Source organism: Occultella gossypii (genome assembly GCF_019947135.1).
In the GTDB taxonomy this organism is placed as follows: Bacteria; Actinomycetota; Actinomycetes; order Actinomycetales; family Beutenbergiaceae; genus Occultella; species Occultella gossypii.
The window spans coordinates 104082-121927 of sequence record NZ_JAGSHT010000005.1; the positions used below are offsets into that span (position 1 = coordinate 104082).

The 17846-nt window shown below is 68.8% G+C and carries 17 protein-coding genes; 12 read left to right on the top strand and 5 right to left on the bottom strand.

Annotated features, from left to right (window positions below):
- Positions 1-2: 2 nt before the first annotated feature.
- The gene (locus KCQ71_RS05280; RefSeq protein ID WP_223403600.1) at positions 3-836 is read left to right on the top strand and encodes an alpha/beta fold hydrolase; all 834 of its coding nucleotides are present in this window, start codon (positions 3-5) and stop codon (positions 834-836) included.
- 141 nt (positions 837-977) lie between these two features.
- The gene (locus KCQ71_RS05285) at positions 978-1598 is read left to right on the top strand and encodes a VOC family protein (RefSeq protein ID WP_223403602.1); all 621 of its coding nucleotides are present in this window, start codon (positions 978-980) and stop codon (positions 1596-1598) included.
- Between the two features lie 24 nt (positions 1599-1622).
- Here KCQ71_RS05285 and KCQ71_RS05290 read toward each other — a convergent pair whose 3' ends face one another.
- The 3 genes from KCQ71_RS05290 to KCQ71_RS05300 form a co-directional block, all read right to left on the bottom strand.
- Complete coding sequence (locus tag KCQ71_RS05290) at positions 1623-2669, bottom strand: aldo/keto reductase (protein ID WP_223403604.1); 1047 nt, start codon at positions 2667-2669, stop codon at positions 1623-1625.
- Between the two features lie 79 nt (positions 2670-2748).
- A complete protein-coding gene (locus KCQ71_RS05295; RefSeq protein WP_223403606.1) occupies positions 2749-3684 on the bottom strand; it encodes an aldo/keto reductase in 936 nt (311 codons plus the stop codon).
- 45 nt (positions 3685-3729) lie between these two features.
- A complete protein-coding gene (locus tag KCQ71_RS05300) occupies positions 3730-4593 on the bottom strand; it encodes an aldo/keto reductase (RefSeq protein WP_223403608.1) in 864 nt (287 codons plus the stop codon).
- 115 nt (positions 4594-4708) lie between these two features.
- Here KCQ71_RS05300 and KCQ71_RS05305 point away from each other — a divergent pair, with 115 nt between their 5' ends.
- Entirely contained in the window at positions 4709-5620 is a 912-nt protein-coding gene (locus KCQ71_RS05305) for a LysR family transcriptional regulator (protein ID WP_223403610.1), read from the top strand.
- A gap of 123 nt (positions 5621-5743) precedes the next feature.
- Here the strand turns inward: KCQ71_RS05305 and KCQ71_RS05310 are convergent, their stop codons facing one another.
- Positions 5744-7408: an acyl CoA:acetate/3-ketoacid CoA transferase gene (locus tag KCQ71_RS05310; protein ID WP_223403612.1), complete on the bottom strand. Its 1665-nt coding sequence runs from the start codon at positions 7406-7408 to the stop codon at positions 5744-5746.
- 282 nt (positions 7409-7690) lie between these two features.
- Between KCQ71_RS05310 and KCQ71_RS05315 the strand changes: the two genes are divergently transcribed.
- The 5 genes from KCQ71_RS05315 (at position 7691) to KCQ71_RS05335 (ending at position 13057) form a co-directional block, all read left to right on the top strand.
- A complete protein-coding gene (locus KCQ71_RS05315) occupies positions 7691-8728 on the top strand; it encodes a TRAP transporter substrate-binding protein (protein ID WP_223403613.1) in 1038 nt (345 codons plus the stop codon).
- A 1-nt stretch (position 8729) separates the two neighbouring features.
- Entirely contained in the window at positions 8730-9278 is a 549-nt protein-coding gene (locus KCQ71_RS05320; protein WP_223403614.1) for a TRAP transporter small permease, read from the top strand.
- The gene (locus KCQ71_RS05325) at positions 9278-10558 is read left to right on the top strand and encodes a TRAP transporter large permease (RefSeq protein WP_223403615.1); all 1281 of its coding nucleotides are present in this window, start codon (positions 9278-9280) and stop codon (positions 10556-10558) included. The genes KCQ71_RS05320 and KCQ71_RS05325 overlap by 1 nt, the downstream gene beginning before the upstream one ends.
- Before the next feature lie 67 nt (positions 10559-10625).
- A complete protein-coding gene (locus tag KCQ71_RS05330; RefSeq protein WP_223403616.1) occupies positions 10626-12266 on the top strand; it encodes an acyl CoA:acetate/3-ketoacid CoA transferase in 1641 nt (546 codons plus the stop codon).
- On the top strand, positions 12263-13057 hold the full coding sequence (locus KCQ71_RS05335) for an enoyl-CoA hydratase/isomerase family protein (protein ID WP_223403617.1): 795 nt from the start codon (positions 12263-12265) through the stop codon (positions 13055-13057). Before KCQ71_RS05330 ends, KCQ71_RS05335 begins: the two co-directional genes overlap by 4 nt.
- A 70-nt stretch (positions 13058-13127) precedes the next feature.
- On the opposite strand, the gene KCQ71_RS05340 is transcribed toward KCQ71_RS05335, so the two are convergent.
- Positions 13128-14153: a LacI family DNA-binding transcriptional regulator gene (locus KCQ71_RS05340; protein ID WP_223403618.1), complete on the bottom strand. Its 1026-nt coding sequence runs from the start codon at positions 14151-14153 to the stop codon at positions 13128-13130.
- A gap of 130 nt (positions 14154-14283) precedes the next feature.
- Here KCQ71_RS05340 and KCQ71_RS05345 point away from each other — a divergent pair, with 130 nt between their 5' ends.
- Genes KCQ71_RS05345 through KCQ71_RS05360 form a run of 4 tightly spaced genes read left to right on the top strand, consistent with a single transcriptional unit; the run spans position 14284 to position 17838 of the window.
- On the top strand, positions 14284-15513 hold the full coding sequence (locus KCQ71_RS05345) for a CaiB/BaiF CoA transferase family protein (RefSeq protein ID WP_223403619.1): 1230 nt from the start codon (positions 14284-14286) through the stop codon (positions 15511-15513).
- Entirely contained in the window at positions 15510-15947 is a 438-nt protein-coding gene (locus tag KCQ71_RS05350) for a MaoC family dehydratase (protein ID WP_223403620.1), read from the top strand. Before KCQ71_RS05345 ends, KCQ71_RS05350 begins: the two co-directional genes overlap by 4 nt.
- Positions 15944-17098 (top strand): acyl-CoA dehydrogenase family protein, encoded by a 1155-nt coding sequence (locus KCQ71_RS05355; RefSeq protein WP_223403621.1) that lies wholly within the window; start codon positions 15944-15946, stop codon positions 17096-17098. The genes KCQ71_RS05350 and KCQ71_RS05355 overlap by 4 nt, the downstream gene beginning before the upstream one ends.
- A complete protein-coding gene (locus KCQ71_RS05360) occupies positions 17095-17838 on the top strand; it encodes an SDR family NAD(P)-dependent oxidoreductase (protein ID WP_223403622.1) in 744 nt (247 codons plus the stop codon). The genes KCQ71_RS05355 and KCQ71_RS05360 overlap by 4 nt, the downstream gene beginning before the upstream one ends.
- Positions 17839-17846 lie beyond the last annotated feature (8 nt).

Sequence of the window (17846 nt, forward strand, 5' to 3'; positions counted from 1 at the left end):
CCATGCCCGCGCTCGACCTGCAGACCGCGACGCTCGATCTCACCGACACCGGCGGAGACGGACCTGCCCTGGTGCTCCTGCACGGGCCACTCCTGGACCGCACCATCTGGGATGGCGTGATCGACCGGTTGCCCGACATGCGCTGCATCGCCCCCACCCTGCCGCTCGGTGCGCACCGTCATCCGGCGCCCGAGAACGAGCTGACCAACGAGTCACTGACCCGGCTCGTGGCGGACCTGCTCGTCGCGCTCGACCTGCGTGAGGTGACGCTGGTGCTCAACGACTGGGGTGGGGCGCAGATCATCGTCGAACTCGGCCTTGCCGATCGGGTCACCCGGCTCGCCCTCGTCGCCTGTGAGGCGTTCGACAACGTGCCCGCCGGACAACCGGGGCGCATGCTGGCGCGCATGTCCAGGATCCCCGGTGGGCTCGCCGTTCAGGCGCAGCTGACGAAGCTGCGGGCGGTGCGGCGCCGGCTCGCAGCCTCGATGGCCGCCCATCCCATCCCGGACGAACGCATGCGTCGATGGTTCGAACCCTCACGCGAGGCGAGCATTCGCGAGGACCTGCGCCGGTTCAGCGCCCGCTTCCCGATCCCAGCCACTCGTGACTGGTCCAGCGGACTCGCCGCGTTCACCGGTCCCGCGCTCGTGGCGTGGGCCGAGGACGACCGCATGATGCCCGCCGAGCACGGCCCGCGCCTCGCGGACCTGTTGCCCGACGCCGAACTCGTGCGGATCCCGGATGCGGCGACCCTCGTGCCGCTCGATCAGCCGGACCTGCTGGCCCGTCACCTGAGAGAGCTTGTCCAGCGCCCCGTGCGGCCCGCGGCGTGAGAGACCGCCACGGTCCGGAGGGTGGTCAGGAATCGAGAAGCAGCTACCGGTGGGGCGGTCCTAGCGTGGAGGACACGCCAGATCGCCGCCCCGTGGGCCGATTCGGCGCTCCATCCCAGTCGATCAGAACAGGTGATTCCGATGAGTGCCATCACGTCCTTGACCCTTGAGTCCTCCGACCCGGCCGCCACTGCCGCCGTGTGCGACGCCCTCGGCGTGAGCGACCGGATCGGCGTGCGCGCCGGTGGCGCGCCGAGCCAGGGCTTCCGTGGGTACTCCATCTCGCTGGTCACGGGCCAGCCGGGCAACGTCGACGCGCTCGTGGCGGCCGCCGTCGACGCCGGTGCGAGCGTGCTCAAGCCTGCCGAGAAGTCGTTCTGGGGCTACGGCGGCGTGGTCCAGTCACCCGACGGCGCGATCTGGAAGATCGCGAGCTCGTCGAAGAAGGACTCCGGCCCGGCCACACGCGAGTTCGACGACCTCGTCCTGCTGCTCGGGGTCGCCGACGTGAAGGCGAGCAAGACCGCCTACGTCGAGCGCGGCTTCGAGGTCGCGCGCAGCTTCGGCGGCAAGTACGCCGAGTTCACCGCCGGGCCGGGCGACGTGAAGCTCGCGTTGTACCCGCGCAAGGGCGCCGCGAAGGACGCCGGACTCTCGCCCGAGGGCTCGGGGTCGCACCGGCTGGTGATCGGGACCGACGCGGACCCGTTCACCGACGCGGACGGCTACGCGTGGGAGGCCGCGCCGCAACGGGTGGGCTGACCCTGTCGCGCTGAGCGTACGGTGCTAGCGTCCGCCGGCGAGGTTGCGGTGGCGTTGCCGTGTGCCTGGCGCGCCGTAGGGGTAGTCCTCGATTTCCGGGGCACTGGCGGCGGTGAGCCGGTCGAGTTGCTCGGCCGTCAGCGTCAGGGTGGCTGCGGCCAAGTTGTCCCGAAGCTGTTCGAGCGTCCGGACGCCGAGGATGACGGAGGTGACCGCGGGCTGCGCGGCCACCCAGGCCAACGCCACCTGCGCCGGTGTCACCCCGTGCTCATCGGCGACGGCAGAGACCGCGTCGACGACCCGCCAGGTGCGCTCGTCCGCGTTGCGCTTGTCCCAGGCTTCCATCCCGCGGTTCGGATTCTCGCCGAGACGCGTCGCACCGCTCGGAGCTTGATCGCGGCGGTATTTCCCGCTGAGCCAGCCACCGCCCAGTGGCGACCACGGCAGCAGTCCGATACCGGCGTCGAGGGCGGCCGGGACGATTTCGAGTTCGATCCCTCGGACGAGGAGGTTGTACTGCGGTTGGAGGGTCACGGGTGGCGCCCAGCCCTGTTCTCGGGCGAGGTGGACGGCCTTGGTGAGTTGCCAGCCGGTGAAGTTCGAGAATCCGTAGTAGCCGATCTTGCCGGCCGTGACCGCGTCGTCGAGGAACCGCAGAGTCTCGTCCAGCGGGGTGATCGCGTCCCATGCGTGTAGTTGGTACAGGTCGATGTGTTCGACCCCGAGCCGATGCAGGGAGGCGTCGAGGGCAGCGCGAAGGTGGCGCCGGGAGGTACCGAGGTCGTTGGGCCCCTCGCCCATCGGGAAGCGTCCCTTGGTCGCGAGCACGAGCTGGTTGGCCTCGGTGGGATGCGCGGCGAGCCACCGGCCGATGATCTCCTCGCTGACACCGGCACTGTAGACGTCGGCGGTGTCGATGAAGTTGCCGCCCGCGGCGACGTAGGCGTCAAGCAGTGCATGCGACGTGGCCTCGTCGGCCTCGGCGCCGAAAGTCATCGTGCCGAGCGCATGGGTTGAGACGGCAGCACCGCTGCGGCCGAGGGTGCGGTATGCGACAGAGTCCTGAGTCATGACACGTTCTCCTGGAACTGGATGATGGGTGGTGCTCGCCTACGACCGGCGCGACGGGCACCTTGGCGTGGGACTACCGCTACGGAACGAGGTGCCCGGAGGTGCGGAACAACTCGTACCACTCGGCACGGGTCAGCGGAATCTCGGAACCTTGCGCCGCGCCCGCGACACGCTCGGGGTTCGTTGTCCCGAGCACGACCTGCATCTGGGCCGGGTGGCGGGTGATCCACGCGGTCGCGATCGCGATCGGTGGCACGTCGTAATGGGTGGCGAGCCGGTCGATCACGGCGTTGAGTTCCGGGTAGTCGGGGGAGCCGAGGTACACACCGTTGAAGAAGCCTGCCTGGAAAGGCGACCACGCCTGGATCGTGATGTCGTGGAGGCGGCAGTAGTCGACGATGCCGCCGCCGTCGCGGTTGACGGATTGCTGCTCGTCGAGCATATTCGCGGAGACGCCCTGGGCGATGATGGGTTCGTGGGTGATCGACAGTTGCAGTTGGTTGGCGACGATCGGCTGTCGGACGTGCTTGCGTAGCAGGTCGATCTGCCGCGGCGTCTGGTTCGACACACCGAAGGCGCGCACCTTGCCGGAGGACTGAAGGTCGTCGAACGCTCGGGCGACCTCTTCCGGTTCGACGAGCGCATCGGGACGGTGCAGCAGCAGGATGTCGATGCGGTCCGTCTGAAGCGCCGTGAGGGACCCCTCGACGGACCCCACGAGATGTTCGTAGGAGAAGTCGAAGTACGGGCCCTCCCGCACGATTCCCGCCTTCGTCTGGATGGTGATCTCGTCGCGCTGTGATGGCGTCAGGTGCATCGCCGCCGCGAAGCGGCGCTCGCACCCGTGCAGGTCGTTGCCGTAGACATCGGCGTGGTCGAAGAAGTCGATACCGGCGTCGCGGGCGGCACCGACCAGGTCACGCACCTCGTCATCGGTCTTGTCGGCGATGCGCATCAGGCCGAGCACGACATTGGGAGCGACGATCTCGGTTCCCGGCAGAGTGAACGTCTTCACGACTGTTGTCCTTTCAGAGGGTTGTGCGGCGGCGCGGCGAGGAGGTCAGCCGACACTCGACAGGGCGGCACGTTCGCCGGCGTTCAGCACCAGCTCGGTGGCCCGCACCGAGTCGTTGATGCTGGCGGGGCGGGACGCGCCAGGGATGGGGATGACGACCGGCGCCAGGGACAGCTCCCATGCGAGCGCGACCTGCTGGGGGCTCACGCCGTGTGCGTCGGCAACGGCTTGGACCGCCGTGTGGTGCTCGCCCACCGCGCCCGCGCGGCTGATGCCGCCCAGCGGCGACCACGGCAGGAACGCGACGCCGAGAGCAGCGCAGTGGTCAAGCTCATCAAGGCTCGAGCGGAAAGCCGGCGAGAACTGGTTCTGGACCGAGGCCAGTCGTCCACCGAGCACCTCGTTGGCCTCGTCGATCTGAGCGATGGTCGCGTTCGAGATGCCGGCCATGATGATCACGCCCTCATCGAGGAGATCGCGAAGTGCGCCGATCGAGTCCGCGTAGGGGACGTCGGGGTCGGGGCGGTGGAACTGGTACAGGCCGATCGCCTCGACGCCAAGCCGGCGTGCGGATGCCTTGGCCGCCTCCTTCAGGTAGTCGGGCCGACCGTTCACGGTCCACGAGCCGTCGCCGGGACGCAGGTGCCCGCCCTTGGTGGCAACGAGCACGTCATCGGCTGTTCCGGAGTAGGTGCGCAGGACTCCGGCGATGAGATCCTCGTTGTGGCCGACCTCGCCGGCGTCGCGGTGGTAGGCGTCGGCGGTGTCGATAAGGGTGACGCCGGCATCGAGGGCTGCGTGGATCGTAGCGATCGACCGCTTCTCATCAGGCCGCCCTTCGATCGACATGGGCATGCCGCCGAGTCCGATCGCGCCGACGGAACGCGTGCCCAGGTTTCGTTGCTGCAAGACGTGCCCTTCGTTCGATGACGTGTGCATCTACGCTAAGGAGCGCCAGGAAAGAAGTAAAACAACTAATTGTGATGCGATTGAGAAGGGTCGTCGATCAATGGATCTTCGTCAGATGGAGTACGTCGTCGCCCTCGCGGATGAGCAGCAGTTCACCCGCGCCGCGGCGCTCTGCCGAGTCTCGCAGTCGGGTCTGTCCGCCGCGATCCGCAACCTCGAGGACGAACTCGGCACACCGCTGTTCACGCGGACCACCCGCCGCGTGGACGTCACCGATGCCGGGCTTGCCCTTCTGCCGTTTGCGCGGGCCACACTCGCCCAGGCGGCCGCGGGCCGCGATGCAGTCGTGCGCGCGACCCATTCGCTGTCCGGCAGGCTGCACGTCGGCGCCGAGCAGTGCCTCGGCATCGTCGACGTGCCGCCGCTGCTCGAGCGGTTCCATCGCCGGTATCCGCTCGTCGACATCAACTTCACCCAGGCCGGCTCGCATGACCTCGTCGCGCAGGTCCGCGCGGGCGACCTCGATGTGGCGTTCGTTGCCACGACCGAACACCTGGCCACCGCCCGCAGTACGGAGCTCGGGCGGCGGCCGGTGGTGCTGCTCGTGCCGCCGGGGCATCCTCTCGGGGGCGCCGCGGGTGTGGAATGGGCCGAGCTACGCGATCACGAGTTCATCGACTTCCGTGAGTCGTGGGGGGTGCGCTCCCTCAACGACGCGGCCTGCTCGGCGCGGGGGGTGTCGAGAAGAGTCCGGTGCACCGTCGATGACATCCATACGCTCCTCGATCTGATCCATCGTGGTCTCGGAATTGCGCTCGTCCCGGAGCATGTGGCGGAGAAGGCCCAAGCCGCTGGTCTCGCGACGATCAGCCTTCCACGCGAGTCGACCCCTGAATGGGTCGTCTCCGTCGTCTCCGCCAATCAGGCCGATGCCTCAGCGGCACGGCTGCTCGAACTGCTCGACCCTCCCAAGGGCCCGCCGCAGGTGTCTCCGGAGCCAGCCCAACTGCGCGCTGACGGCACCTGACCGCTCGGGTGGCGGCAGGTCGAGACGACGGCGGCCGATCCAGGCATCGGTGAGTCGCGCCTGCGCGGGCGGACGGGTCCCGGTGATCGGAACCGACGCTGACCCGTTCACGGACACGGACGGTTATGCGTGGGAGGTCGCTCCGCACCGGGTGGGCGGCGCGGCAGGGACGGGTGGGCGTCCCGCAGGCATGAGCAATGGTCGACGGCGAGGGCCGAGTTCCAGCTGTGGCGCGACTTCCCGGAAGAGCCTGTGGTCCATCAGGCGAAGGTCGTCGCTGACCAGCAGGTCGCAGTCGGCGCGGTCGAGGACGTCCCGCCGGAGGTCGATGCCGGGGGCGATCTCGGTGACCTCGAGTCCTGCGGGGGTCAGGCGCAGGACTGCGCGCTCGGTCACGACCGTCACCTGCTGCCCACGGTCGAGGGCATTGCGCGCAGCGAAACTGATCTGCGCGACGTCGGTGACGAACTTCGCGACGTCACCGTCCTGGCGGATGGTCAGGCGCCCGTCGCCGACCTCGATGTCCCGGCTGCCGGCGGTGAAGTATCCGGAGAGGACGACGTGCGGCGCGAATGTCGTGATGTCGGCGAAGCCGCCGATACCGACCGTGACGTGCGACCGACTCGGCAGGTGGGAGACGTTGACATCGCCGGTTCCAGATATCTGGAGGAAGGACAGCATGGCGACGTCGATGCCGCCGCCGGCCAGCAGGGTGAACTGGTCGATGCTCGGCATCAGCGCATGCGGGTTCATTGCGGAGCCGAACGCGAAGCCGGTGAGCGGGAAGCCCCCGATCGGTCCCTGCTCGATGACCCAGGTCACCTCGTCCTCGTGACCGGCCTCGAGCAGCACCCGCGGCACCCCAGCGGACAGGCCGAAACCGAGGTTGACGATGTCGTCGTGGTGCAGCGCTGCGGCGGCCCGCCGGGCGATGACCTTCTCGGGTCCCCACGGCAGTGGCTCGATCTCGGCCAGCGACCGGGACGCCTCGCCGGAGATCGTCGGGTCATAGGAGATCTGGGTCGTCTGCATCTGCTCGGGGACCACGACCACGACGTCCACCACGATCCCAGGGACGCGCACCGTCGACGGCGGCAATCTGTCCGGGCTAGTCCGCTTCACCTGGGCGATCACGATGCCGCCGTTGTTGTGGGCGGCATACGCCTGATCGAGTGCCCCGAGGGTGCCGCCCTCCTGCTCGAAGCTGAGGTTGCCGAACGGGTCCGCCGTGGTTGCCCGGATGATCGCGACGTCCACACTGAGCGCGGGATAGAACAGCCAGTCCTTGCCCGCCAGGTGCTCGATCCGCACGAACTCCTCGGTGGCGGCGTTCATCCGTGCCCCGTCCTGTCTCGGGTCGGCGAAGGTGCCTGCACCGACCTCGGTCAGGACGCCGGGCTGCCGCGTGGCCGCGGCGCGATGCATCTGGAAGAGCACCCCTGAGGGGATGTTGTAGGCCTGCACGCCACCGCTCTCGATGAGTGCGCGCACCGCGGGGGGACCGAAGTCGGACGGACCCGACGGCAGGCTCCCCGCGAACAGCCGGCTCAGCTGCCCGGGTTGCTCGGCGAGATGGTCGATGCCCTTGATGCCGTACATGTCGCCGGCGGCGATCGGATGGATCAGAGTGAGTCCGCCCGGGGCTGAGGTGTCCCGGTATCGACGGCCCAGCGCTGCCAGCACGGCATCGGGGCAGCCGAGGCCGGACGAGGAGGAGACGGTGACGGTCGCGCCGTCGGCAATGAGGCCGACGGCCTCGTCGGCGGTGACGATCGGTGGGGTGCGCATGGTGCTCCTTCGGGCCATTGGACCGGCTGAGCGTAGATCGGTCTACCGATTCTTGCAACCTGGATGATCAATTGAGCGGGCTCCGGCTAGGCCGCTAGAACGTGCGGAGACTGTGGTCCTGTCGACAGGTTCGCGACCGTGATGTCACGCTGGTCCTTGCGGGTTGACTGTGTTGGGTGACTATTCTAATGTGATCGATCTACCGGGTCGAAAAGACCCGGACTCCCGGCCGACCGTCACCCGTCGTGACGGCGTCAACGAAGACTGAGAGGGTCCACCACCATGCGAACCACCACGAGTGCACGGCGCCGCGCGGGCGTCCTGCTGGTCGCTGCCGCGCTGACGGCGAGCGTCGCCGCCTGCGACCAGGACGCCATCAACGGGGAGGGCGGCGAGGCCGAGGGCGAGCCCCATGTGCTCGTCGCGGGCCACCAGCTTGCCGCGGACACCCCGTTCGACCTCGGCCTGGACGAGTTCGCCCGGCTGGTCGAGGAGAAGACCGACGGCCAAGTGACCGTCGAGGTCCACCCGAACGCCGAACTCGGCACTGAGACGGACATGTTCCAGGCCATGCAGTCCGGAACGATGGACATCGCGATCGTGGCGCCAGGCTCGATCGCCGAGTTCGTGCCACAGGTCTCCATCCTGTCGATGCCGTTCCTGGTCACGAGCCGGGAGCAGCGGGACGAGATCATCAACGGACCGATCGCCGAGGATCTCGCCACCAGCATCGAGGAGGCCTCCGGGGTCGTCCCGATGACGTACTTCGGCGGCGGCATCCGGCAGATGTTCTTCACCGAGCCCGCGGAGAGCATCGATGACATCAACGGTCGGCTCTTCCGGGTGCAGCCCAGCGAGGTGCTGACCGACTCCTTCTCCGCCATCGGGCTCGAGCCCACCGTGGTCGCCTACAACGAGCTCTACAACGCGCTGCAGACCGGCGTCGTCGGCGGGGCCGAGAACGAGTCCGTGTTCATCGAGAGCCAGAAGTTCTACGAGCCGGCCTCGAACATCCTGATCACGAACCACGAGGTCACGATCCGGCCGGTGATGATCGCGGCGTCGACACTCGAGGAACTCCCCGAGGACCTACGGGCCGCCGTGCTCGAGGCGGCCGATGAGGCCGGAGCCTACGAGCGTGACCTCGAGGCGACGACGGACGACGAGCAGCTCGCCGGCCTGGCCGCACTGGACGGCGTGACCGTGGTCGAGGCAGACACGTCCGGCGCGTTCGACATGGTTCAGCCGGTCTGGGAGCAGTACGCGGCCGAGTGGGGCATGGAAGACACGCTGCAGCAGATCATCGACCTGCGGGACTGACATGGTCACCGCTGCAGATCGGCTCTACCGAGCCCTCCTCGTGGCCGTGACGGTGCTCCTCGCAGCGCTGACCGTCGTGGTCTCGTACCAGGTGATCGGCCGCTACGTGCCGTTCATCCCCCGCGCGATCTGGACCGAAGAGATCTCCAGGCTCTGCCTGGAGTGGCTGGTCTTCCTGGGCGCGGCCCTCGCCATCCGGCGCAACGAGCACTTCATCATCGACGTCATCCCGTCGAAGGTTGCAACGAGGTTCCGCGTCCCGATCCAGCTGGTCATCCTCGTCCTGCTCGCCGTGGCCTCCATCGCGATCATCGTCGGCGGGTTCGCGTTCGCTGAGACCGGGCTGGGCCGGACGTCGACGACCTCTGGCATCACCCTCAGCTGGGCGTTCGCCTCCCTGCCGGTCGCCGGGCTCTGCATGCTCTTCTTCGTCGTCGAGCTTGCGGTCCGGACCCTGCGCGGCGAATCCGTGGAGGAGATCGGCGCCGAACTGATCGACGAGACCGCGGTCACCCCCGAGGGTCACGGCATCGAAGGAGTTGGTGAGTGATGGTCGCCATCGCGGTCTCGCTGCTGGTCATCTTCATCTGCATCTGCCTGCTGCGCGTCCCGATCGCGTACGCGCTGCTGCTGGCGTGCCTGCCGTTCTTCTTCCTGGCGGACCGGCTCAACACCGAACTCCTCACGCAACGGATGTACTCCGGGGTCGACTCATTCGTGCTCCTGGCGGTGCCGTTCTTCGTCCTGGCCGGCGGCATCATGAACGCAGCCAAGGTCACCGACCGGCTGCTCGCCCTCGCGAATGCGTTGGTCGGATGGGTCCGAGGTGGACTGGGCATGGTCAACGTCGCCACGTCGATGGGCTTCGGTGGCGTCTCCGGGTCCTCGACGGCAGACGTAGCAGGCCTCGGCTCGATCCTGATCCCGCAGATGAAGCGTCGGGGTTACTCGGCCGGGTACGCCGTCGGCATCACCGCAGCATCCGCGGTCATCGGCACGATCATCCCACCGTCCATCCAGATGGTCGTCTGGGGATCCCTGACGAACACCTCGATCGGTGCGATGTTCCTCGGCGGCGTGATCCCCGGGATCCTCATCGGTGGCGGGATGATGCTCGTGGCCTACATCGAGGCGCGCCGCCATGACTATCCGCGGGAGCCGAGACTGCCGTTCAAGGAGGTCGCGGTCGCGTTCCGGGACTCGGCTCTGGCCCTGGTCATGATCGTGATCGTCCTGGGCGGCATCATCGGTGGCTTCGTCACCGCGACCGAAGCATCCGTCCTGGCCGTGCTCTACGCGCTGTTCCTCGGCCTGGTGGTCTACCGCACGATCAAGATCCGGGACTTGCCGAAGATCTTCAGGGAGAGCGCGCTGCTCACGGCGCTGCCGCTGTTCGCGCTTGCCGCAGCCGCGGTGTTCGCGTACCTGCTCGCCTTCTACCGGATCCCGTTCATCTTCGAGGACGCCCTCGCCGGGGTCCCGAGCTGGGCGATCCTCTGGGTGGTGGTCGCGATCTTCCTCGTCCTGGGCACGTTCCTCGACGCACTCCCAGCGATGGCGATCATGATTCCGGTGCTCGCGCCGGCCGTGCTCGCCGCCGGCGTGGACCCGGTCCAGTACGGCGTGGTCGCCGTCATCTCGCTCGCGTTCGGTTTGATCACGCCGCCTTACGGGCTGTGCCTGCTGCTCGCCGCGAAGATCGGGAAGATCCCGGTGATCCAGGCCGTCAAACCCATGGCCCCGTTCGCGCTCGTGATCGTGGCGACGATGGCGCTCGCGATCCTGGTGCCGGACGTCGTTCTGTGGCTGCCCGGACTGGGCGGCGAGTAACCGCTAGCGGCGTGGCCCCACCCTGTTCGGGTGGGGCCACGTTCATCTTGGAAGAGAGTTGGTAGGCATGAAGAAAGTCGAGATCCTCACCGCGCGTGCGGCGGCCGACCTCATCGAGGACGGCGACGTCCTCACCGTCAGCTCGTCGTCCGGGCTCGGGTGTCCGGACTCGGTGCTGCAGGGGATCGGTGAGCGGTTCAGGCAGACGCAGTCCCCGCGGGGACTCACCTCGGTCCACCCGATCGCGGCCGGGGACATGTACGGCATCAAGGGCATCGACCACCTCGCCCAGCCCGGCCTGCTGACGCGGGTAGTGGCGGGCTCCTACCCGTCCGGGCCGTCGTCCGCGGAGCCGCCCGCGATCTGGTCCATGATCGAGAACGAGCAGGTCGAGGCGTACAACTTTCCGTCGGGCACGCTGTTCCAGATGCACCGGGCCGTCGCGGCCCACCAGCCCGGCGTGCTGACGAAGGTCGGCGAGGGCACCTTCATCGACCCGCGTGATCGCGGTGGTCGCATGAACGAGACCACGCCGGCGGATATCGTCGAGTTGCACACCGTCGGGTCCGAGGAATGGCTCTTCTTCCGTTCGATCGTCCCCGACGTAGCGATCATCCGGGCGACCACGGCCGACGAGTACGGCAACCTCACATTCGAGGACGAGGGCTCGCCGCTCGGAGCGCTCGACCTCGCCTATGCGGCCCACAACAACGGCGGCCTGGTCATCGCCCAGGTGAAGCGTGTGGCGAGCGGTCGCAGCCTCGACCCCCAGAAGGTGCGCGTCCCTGGAATCCTCGTGGACGCCGTCGTCCTCGACCCGGACCAGATGCAGACGACCGGCACCCGCTACGACCCGGCCATATCCGGGCAGCTGCGCCGCCCACTCGCGGACCTGCCCCCGGTCGCGTATTCGCTGGAGAAGGTGATGGCCAGACGCGCAGCTCAAGAACTGGCTGAGGGCGAGACCGTCAACCTCGGCTTCGGCGTCTCCGCCCTGGTACCGCACGTTCTGAACGAGGAAGGTCACGGTACTGCCGTCTCGTGGGTGCTCGAGCAGGGCGCGGTCGGCGGCGTCCCGTTGCTCGACTTCGCCTTCGGCTGCTCACAGAACCCCGACGCGATCATGCAGAGCGCGGACCAGTTCACGCTCCTGCAGGGGGCGGGCTTCTCCCACACGCTGCTGTCGTTCCTGGAGATCGACGCCCGCGGCAACGTCAACGTCCATCACCTCCCTCGCCGCCGGCACGTCACGGCCGGGGTCGGTGGCTTCGCAGACATCACCGCGGCCGCCCCGGAGATCGTGTTCGTCGGCTCGTTCACGGCCGGACGGCGCCAGATCGAGGTCGGTGCCGACGGACTCGGCATCGTCGAGGACGGCCCACACACGAAGCTGGTGCCAGAGGTTGCCGCGGTGACCTTCAACGGCCAACTGGCGCTGCGCCGGGGCCAGCGGGTGATCTACGTGACCGAACGCTGCGTCATGGAGTTGCGACCTGAGGGCATCACGGTCACCGAGATCGCGCCCGGCGTCGACCTCGACCGGGACGTGTTGGCCCGCAGCGCCTTCCCGCTGCTGGTCAGCGACGACCTGCGGCTCATGGACACCGTGCTGTTCCGCGACGGCGCGATGGGCCTGACCCTGCCCAGACATCCGGCGCACGAGCGGCTGGTCCGACGCGCCGGCGCCGCGGACGGGAGCCCCCGATGAGCGAGTCCCCGAACCACGGCAGCGCAACACTTTCGTTCGACCCCTCCGGCGAGGTCGCGACGATCACGCTCGACCGGGCCGCGAAACTCAACGCGCTCACCCCGGCGATGCTGCGCGACCTCGAGGTCGCAGCCCGGGCGGCCGACGACTCCCCGGCCCGGGTCGTGCTCGTGCGAACGGCGGGCGTCAAGGTGTTCTGCGTCGGGGCCGACATCACGATGTTCGGCGGACTGAGCCCGGTCGAGATGTGGCGCGACTGGATCACCGTGGGACACCGCGCGTTGAGCGCCATCGAGGCGATCCGGTGCCCCACGATCGCGGTCATCGACGGCCTCGCGTTCGGTGGCGGACTCGAGCTCGCGCTCGCGTGCGACTTCCGGATCATGGTCACCGACACCCGCGTGGCCCTGCCGGAGACCGGCCTCGGCACCGTCCCCGGTTGGGGCGGCACCGGTCGGCTGCCGGCCCTGGTCGGCGCCTCCCGCGCGAAGGAGATGATCCTCGCCCGCCGGGAGGTCGGGGCGGACCTCGCTCTCGCCTGGGGACTGGTGAACGACGTCACAGCACCCGAGGCACTGGAGGAGTGCGTCGAGGGCTGGTGCGCTCGGATCAGGGGCGGTGGTCCGGTGGCCGTGGCACTGGCGAAGCAACTCGTCACGGCGACGCTCGACGGCGCCCCGGCCTCGGTGGTCGAGGCGCTGGCCGGCGGTCTCTCCGTCGGTACCGCCGACCTCGCTGAGGGCGTCGCAGCGTTCCGGGCCAAACGCACCCCGGAGTTCACCGGCCGATAGGTCGTGGCGGCCTCGCGCGTCGGGGACGGGCTGATCGAACGTGTGGTCCGTCGACGGACTACACGACCGCTCAGCCTCGCGAGCGCCTGCCCCAGGACAGCGTCGATGCACGTAGCCGCAGAGCCGGCTCGAACTCGATCCGTTCCGGAGGGGCGGCACCGTCGGCGATCCGGGCAAGCAGCAGTTCCGCGGCGGCCTTACCGACGCGATTGGGCCAGGTCGCCACCGACGTCAGCGGGGGAGCCAGCCAGGACGCCATCGGGACGTCGTCGAAGCTCGCGACGGCGACGTCCCGGCCCGGGGTCAGGCCGCGCCGGTAGATCTCTGCGTACATACCCATCGTCACCACGTCGCTGTAACCGACCACGACGTCCGGCACCTTGCCCTGGTCGAAGACGTGCGCCATAGCGCGTTCGCCGGTGTCGGTGTAGTTCGTCGGCAGCGCCGTCGCCTCTCCGGAGTCGAACTCGACTGCCGTGCCGAGCCCGGCGCGCAGGCCGGCGATGCGTCCCTGGCGCGCGGAGGACTTCCGCGGTCCGCCGACCAACGTCACCGACCGGGCCCCCAGGGTGCGCAGGTGCTCACCAAGGATGAGGCCGGCGGCCTCGTTGTCCGGGCCGACATAGTTGTCCTGCTCGTCGATGTACCGCATCATCATGACCAGAGGCGTTTCGGTCGATTTGGTGTATCGGTCTACCTGCTCCCGGGTGAGATCCTGGGCCGGTTGGAGGAGGAGGCCGTCGACGTGGCGTTCGACCATCGTGGACAGCAATTGGGACTCGCGCTCGGACTGATCGTGGCTATGTCCGACGAGCACCGTCAAGCCCTCGCCGTGCAGCGTCGCCTCGATGGCCATGATCATCTCGCCAAGGTAAGGATTGCGGATTTCCGGTACGATCACGCCGATCGTCATCGACCTGGACGCGCGCAGCATTGCCGCGCGACGGTCGTAGACGTACCCGAGCTCGACCATCGCCGCACGTACACGCTCGGTGGTGGCCGGCGAGATCCGCTCGCTGCCACGGACCACGAGCGACGCCGTCGCCCGCGAGACCCCCGCCCGGGCGCTGACGTCATTGAGGGTTACGCGCCCCATGGTGTGTGCTCCTTCACTCCCCGAATGCTACGATCCGTTAGATCGATATAACAACGACCTTAGCGCCTGTTCGCCGAATGCGACGGGCAGAACCGGGGACCGGCGTGGCTCCCCACATACAGGAGGGTACGTGAGCACGATCAGCGAGACCGGGACGTTCGTGGGGGTGGAGGACCTGCCGTTGCGCGGCGTCCGCGTCCTCGACCTGTCGCACATGATGCAGGGGCCGTGGGCCACGGAGATGCTGGCGGATCTCGGAGCCGACGTAATCAAGGTGGAGCACGTCCGTGGTGGTGAGCGCGGACGCCAGTCCGGCACGACGGAGATCGGCGGCCATTCGGCGTTCTACCTGGCCATGAACCGCAACAAGAGGTCGCTCGCCCTCGACCTGAAGGCACCGGCCGGGCTCGCGATCGCCCGGGACCTCGTGGCCCGCGCCGACGTCCTGGTGCAGAACTTCCGGCCCGGCGTCATCGACCGCCTCGGACTGGGATGGACTGAGGTGCACGCCCTCAACCCGGGGCTGATCTACTGCTCCGGCTCCGGGTACGGCGCCGACCAGGCCGATCGACCCGGCCAGGACCTGCTCGCCCAGGCCCGCAGCGGCGCGATGGCGCTGACCGGGCACCACGGCGGACCGCCCGCGCCGAGCGGGCCGTTCGTCGCGGATGCGCACGCCGCGTCGATGCTCGCCCTCGGGGTGTGCGCCGCCCTCTTCGACCGGACCCGTACCGGGCTGGGGCGGCACTTCGAGATCGACCTGATCGGCTCGATGCTGCACCAGATGACGCAGGAACTCGTCTCCCACCACAACGGTGACCGGCCCACCCGACGTTCCCCCTCGCCATCGAACCCGTTCATGGAGGGTCCCTACGGCGTCTACGCCACCAGCGACGGGTGGATCGCGATCTCGATGTGCCCGACGGCGGACCTCGCCCGCGCGCTGGAGCGCCCGGACCTGCACGAGCGTTTCCCGGACAAGGCCACGGCACTCGAACGCCGCGACGAGCTCGTGGAGGACGTGAGCGCGTTGCTCGCGCCGCGGACCACGGCCGACGCCCTCGCCACGCTGGAGTCCAACGGCGTGTGGTGCGCGCCGGTCAACGACCTCGACGCGATGACCACCGACCCGGTGGTCGGCTGGGCCGGGCGGCACACCACCGTGCCGCACCCCGGCATCGGTCCGGTCGACCTGGTCCTGAACCCGCTCTCGCTCGACGGTCGGCGGCTGCCGGTGCGCCGCCCCGCCCCGTTGCACGGCGAGCACTCGGCAGAGGTCCTCGCCGAGCTCGGCCTGGACCAGGGCGAGACCGAGCTGCTGGCGCGGGACGGCGTCGTGCACCTCGGCGGTGCCGCATGAGCGCCCGCTTCCCCGCAATCGGTTCCACGAGCAGGTTCGCCAAGACCATCACCGAGGCGGACGTCGGCTTGTTCGCCGGAATCACCGGCGACTTCGCCCCGCAACACATCGACGCCGAGTACATGCGAACCCACCCCGCCGGGCAGCGCGTTGCGCACGGCATCCTCACGCTCGGCGTCGCCTCGACGGCCGCCTCGCTGCTGTGCGAGCGGGAGGACGTGGTCGCGGTCTCGTACGGCTACGACCGGCTCCGCTTCCTCCGCCCGGTGTTCCTCGGGGACACCGTCGAGGCGCGCTACCGCACCACCGAGGTGGACCCCGCGACAGGCAAGTGGTTCGCCGAGGTCAGGGTCACGAACCAGCACGGCGAGCAGGTGCTCGCCGCGGTACACATTCTCTATTGCTACCCCGATGACGAAGGAGCACCAGCATGAAGATCCTCGATGATCTCGACGAGATGATCGCGACCACCCTTGCGCCGCGGGCAGCAGAGATCGACGCCACCGCGCAGTTCCCGCAGGACGTCGTCGACGCGGCCGCGAAGATCGGGCTGCAGCGGGTCCTGGTGGGACAGGGCGGCGCGCTCGACGTCTCCAGGGCGACCATCGTCCACGAGATCTCCGAGCGCCTGGCGATGCACTCGATGGCATCCGCGGTCGCGATCAGCAACGGGCGCCTGGCGACCTACCTGCTGCTCAAGTACGCCCCGGTCGACGTGATTGAGCGGTGGGTGGAGCCGACGTTGTCCGGTCGGGCCTTCGGAGCCTTCGCCATCACCGAGCAGCACGCGGGTTCGGATGTGCGGGGGATGACCACGCTCGCCACCCGGTACGGGGACGAGTACATCTTGACCGGGGCGAAGTCGTGGGTCGGATACGCACCGAACGGCCACTACGCGATCGTGCTCGCCAAGGAGGAGACCACCGACCGCGACGCCGCAATGGTTGCGCTCGTCGTGGACACCTCGCTGCCCGGCGTGACGCAGGCGCACGGGCCACAGTTCTCCGGCCTGCGTGGCATGACCAACGGGACGCTGACCTTCGACAAGGTGCGAGTCCCGGCCGGCTCACGTCTCGACGTCGACGGCTTCGGCGGCATGATGGACGGACTGAACCTGGCCCGGATCGACGCCGCTTCCTACGCCTGCGGGCTGCTGCGAGGCGCTCTGCAGGCGAGCATCGAGCGGGCCGCGACGAGGCAGGCCTTCGGCAGACCGCTTGGGCATCTACCGTCCATCCAGAGCAAGATCGGCCGCATGGCCGCCGACTACCGAGCTGCCCGCGAGCTGACCCGGCTCGCTTCGGAGTCCTTCGCCGAGGGCAATGGCGGCGACCAGGACATCATCTCGATGGCGAAGATGTTCGCATCGGACGCCGCCCGCAGGCACACCGACGAGGCGGTGCAGATCTTCGGCGCCGAGGGCATCGTCACCTCGTCCTGGGTGAACCGGCTCAACCGGGACGCCAAGGTGACCCAGATCTTCGACGGGACCAGCGAGATCCACGAGACCATGCTCGGACGACGTGCCGTCCGCGCGTTCTCGCGGGGGGAGCCGCTCGAGTCCTTCCTGGTGCACGTGCCGTGACCGGGGTTCTCAAGGAGAAGGTGGTCGTCGTCACCGGCGCCACCGGGGGGATCGGCTCGGCCATCGTTCGTGCGGTGGGCGCGGCCGGTGGCGTGCCCGTGATCGTGCATCACGGCGAGGCCGCGGCCGCGACGGCGCTCGCCGAGTCGGTCGGGGTGGGCGCCCTGGTCCGCGAGGTGGACGTGCGCGACTGGGACCAGGTCGCCGGGCTCGTGGACGATGTCCTGGCCGAGCGCGGACGCCTCGACGTGCTCGTCAACAACGCCGGGATCATGGCGGAGGTTCCGTTCACCGAGATGACCCGGGCGGACTGGGACGCCACGATGGACGTCGACCTCACCGGGGTGTTCCTGTGTGCTCGCCACGCGGCCGTCCCGATGCTCGCCGCGGGCGGGGGAGCGATCGTGAACGTGTCATCGCAGCTCGCCTTCAAGGGTGCCGCCGGGTACACCGCGTACTGCGCAGCCAAAGCGGGGGTCGCCGGCCTCACCCGGGCGCTCGCCCGTGAGATCGGTCCGACCGTGCGGGTGACCGCGATCGCACCGGGTCCGGTCGCCTCGCCGATGACCGACCCGTACGCCACGGACGAGTGGCTCGCGGAGCGCACCGGCCCGTTGGTGATCGGCCGGCTCGCCGAGCCTGAGGAGATCGCGGCGTCCGTGGTCTTCCTCGCCTCTGAGGCGGGTTCCCTCATGCACGGTCAGACGTTGCACGCCAATGGCGGCGGCGTGCTGGCCTGAGGTGACTT

What these genes read in the sequence shown, in the direction of transcription:
- KCQ71_RS05280 (WP_223403600.1), top strand. Translation starts at nt 3, where the DNA reads ATGCCCGCGCTCGACCTGCAGACCGCGACGCTCGATCTCACCGACACC.
- KCQ71_RS05285 (WP_223403602.1), top strand. Translation starts at nt 978, where the DNA reads ATGAGTGCCATCACGTCCTTGACCCTTGAGTCCTCCGACCCGGCCGCC.
- KCQ71_RS05290 (WP_223403604.1), bottom strand. Translation starts at nt 2,669, where the DNA reads ATGACTCAGGACTCTGTCGCATACCGCACCCTCGGCCGCAGCGGTGCT.
- KCQ71_RS05305 (WP_223403610.1), top strand. Translation starts at nt 4,709, where the DNA reads ATGGAGTACGTCGTCGCCCTCGCGGATGAGCAGCAGTTCACCCGCGCC.
- KCQ71_RS05310 (WP_223403612.1), bottom strand. Translation starts at nt 7,408, where the DNA reads ATGCGCACCCCACCGATCGTCACCGCCGACGAGGCCGTCGGCCTCATT.
- KCQ71_RS05315 (WP_223403613.1), top strand. Translation starts at nt 7,691, where the DNA reads ATGCGAACCACCACGAGTGCACGGCGCCGCGCGGGCGTCCTGCTGGTC.
- KCQ71_RS05320 (WP_223403614.1), top strand. Translation starts at nt 8,730, where the DNA reads ATGGTCACCGCTGCAGATCGGCTCTACCGAGCCCTCCTCGTGGCCGTG.
- KCQ71_RS05325 (WP_223403615.1), top strand. Translation starts at nt 9,278, where the DNA reads ATGGTCGCCATCGCGGTCTCGCTGCTGGTCATCTTCATCTGCATCTGC.
- KCQ71_RS05330 (WP_223403616.1), top strand. Translation starts at nt 10,626, where the DNA reads ATGAAGAAAGTCGAGATCCTCACCGCGCGTGCGGCGGCCGACCTCATC.
- KCQ71_RS05335 (WP_223403617.1), top strand. Translation starts at nt 12,263, where the DNA reads ATGAGCGAGTCCCCGAACCACGGCAGCGCAACACTTTCGTTCGACCCC.
- KCQ71_RS05340 (WP_223403618.1), bottom strand. Translation starts at nt 14,153, where the DNA reads ATGGGGCGCGTAACCCTCAATGACGTCAGCGCCCGGGCGGGGGTCTCG.
- KCQ71_RS05350 (WP_223403620.1), top strand. Translation starts at nt 15,510, where the DNA reads ATGAGCGCCCGCTTCCCCGCAATCGGTTCCACGAGCAGGTTCGCCAAG.
- KCQ71_RS05355 (WP_223403621.1), top strand. Translation starts at nt 15,944, where the DNA reads ATGAAGATCCTCGATGATCTCGACGAGATGATCGCGACCACCCTTGCG.